This window comes from Dethiosulfatibacter sp., assembly GCF_983023055.1.
In genome coordinates this window covers 622-2,969 of the sequence record NZ_CEZJXU010000209.1, presented here as the reverse complement: position 1 = coordinate 2,969, position 2,348 = coordinate 622, and the positions used below count along the sequence as shown (strand labels likewise).

Below are 2,348 nucleotides of genomic sequence, written 5' to 3'. Positions count from 1 at the left end.
CATCAAAGCCATACCCATGCCCTTACCACTATTAAACATGAATGACAAATGATTTGATTCACTCGCCATAAAGGGTTCAAAAACGTAATCAGCTAAAAGGCCTCCGATAAGCATACCAACCGGTATCATGCCCGATTTCATCGCATACTTGAAGGAAAACGCACGTCCCTGCAGTTCTATAGGAATGATAGTGCGCCAGAAATAACTTTCGTTCGCAATCAACGGAGGTATGAAAACACTAGAAAGAAATCCAGCAATACCCCACATCCACATTGAATTGCCAAAAGCAAACAGGAAATCACCAAAAAAGAAAGATAGTCCTGCATATAAAAACATTGTCTTTACCCTGCTTTTCATAGTCGGCATAAAGATAACTAAAAATCCCCCGACAATGCCACCAAGCCCAATAGCCCCATTAACAAAGCCTAATACTTTTACATTGTAACCCGATCGAGCCAAAATCATAGGGGAAAGTATGTTGAAATAAGTCAATCCAGCTAAAAGATTAACTAAAGCCATAAATAACAAAAGTTTCTTTAGTAGGACTGAATTCCATATAATCGAAAAGCCGCTACGCAACTCAAGCAGATAGTGCATCATACTAAACTTTTGTCCTTTTGCCTTACGAACAAAAGGTATTTTAACCACGAATGCTAGTGTAGAGCAAGCAAATACAAGTGTAACAAAATCGAATAAGATAACAACACTCATATCAGTAAATGCCAACAAAAATGCTGCGAAAATTGGTGCCAATATCTGAATTGTCCCACTTGAAAAAGATTGCATTCCACTTGCTTTAACATAGTATTTCTTTGGAACAATCAAGCTGACAGCAACATCATTAGCAGGATATTGAAAACTCCCCAAAATACTACTAATAAAATTCAGGCTATATATATGCCATATTTCAAGTGAATCTGCTCTTAAAAGCAGAAATAAAGTTAAAGTACATACCCCAGCGCCTATATCAGAAATAAGTATGATAGCCTTTTTGTTCATCCTGTCAATTAATGGACCAACAAAAACTCCTAGCACCATTTTGGGAGCCATAATAAGCATTCCAGATATCGAAAGTGTAAGTGCACTCCCTGTTCTTTCAAATGCCCATATTGTAATGGCAAAGCTAGTCATAGAACTTCCTAACGAAGATATAGACTGTCCAAACCACAATAAAACGAAATTTCTTAGTTTAATAATATCTTTAATAAAGCTCATTGTCATTCTCCTTTATAATAATTTACAATATAAAAAAAGCAATACAATGACTCTTGAATCTTTTAGTTCACGGTTAATTTCAAAAGCTCCAAACAGCCACCGCTGCTTCCGAATGGAGCTAAATCATTTACGGTACATTCGTATTTGATTCTTGCCAACATAACATACCCTCCTGGGCAAAATATAGATTTTTCAATTTCAAGTACACATCATTTTACAAATGTTCACAATTAATTGTATTCAAACTATTGTCAGTTCTTTTAACTCTCATTATTCATCATACTACATAGCTCAACATTATCACATTATGAATATATTACACCTCTCACATAAATCAGAAGAAATCTATTACTCTAAAAAGCACCCGAGCAATAAACTACAGGTACAATACTTATAAGGATTTCAATATATTATAACAAACATACATACTTCACTCTTACTTTTTCCTAGATCCATTGTTCTCAAAGTAATAACCAATAGCCGTTGTAATCATCATTGCAAGAGTTAGATCAATAAGGTAGTCTGTATTTAATGTATCAATAGAAAATCCGAAAGTTTTTAGTTGTTTAAATGTAATCAATAAGAAGCCAAATAACGTATATGGTAACGCTTTCTTTAAATTCATGTCATATCCTTAAATATTTATTTCAGTTAATGGAAACGCATCTGAGACATCATCATTTCAAAGCTAACTTACTACCATCATTCGTTGACATGCTTGTCATCAACTCAAGATCGATCTTAATGATGATGCGTCCACCGTGCTATAACATATAATAAGAGTCTGCTTTGACGATAATACATGATTGCCTAACTGTATTGTGGACCTCGTCACAGATGAGTTTTGTAATAAATAATAGTTCAATGTATGTCGAGTATCGGGTATTGAAATCAACTCAAATGCTCTACTATAAATACCTTCAATATTTTTTGTATTTTCCTTATCATTATATAATCCGTAATTCATCAAATTCAGATTACCATCTATATAATATATTAATGTAATATAGTAATCACTACTCCATGTTACATCATCATATCCTAATTCATCAATTGTAAATGGCATATAACTTTTTTCTGATTTAATAAATAGAAAAGGTATTTCTGCATTAATTATAATGTCCTCCTTCAAC

The 2,348-nt window shown here is 33.4% G+C and carries 1 protein-coding gene and 1 pseudogene; both read right to left on the bottom strand.

Features of this window, described 5'->3' with window-relative positions; all coding sequences use genetic code 11:
- A partial coding sequence (locus tag AC3AX0_RS08175; RefSeq protein ID WP_487549806.1) for an MFS transporter occupies positions 1-1,215 on the bottom strand: 1,215 nt, incomplete at its 3' end.
- A 724-nt stretch (positions 1,216-1,939) separates the two neighbouring features.
- Positions 1,940-2,348: pseudogene (locus AC3AX0_RS08170) on the bottom strand (hypothetical protein); the annotation flags it as partial.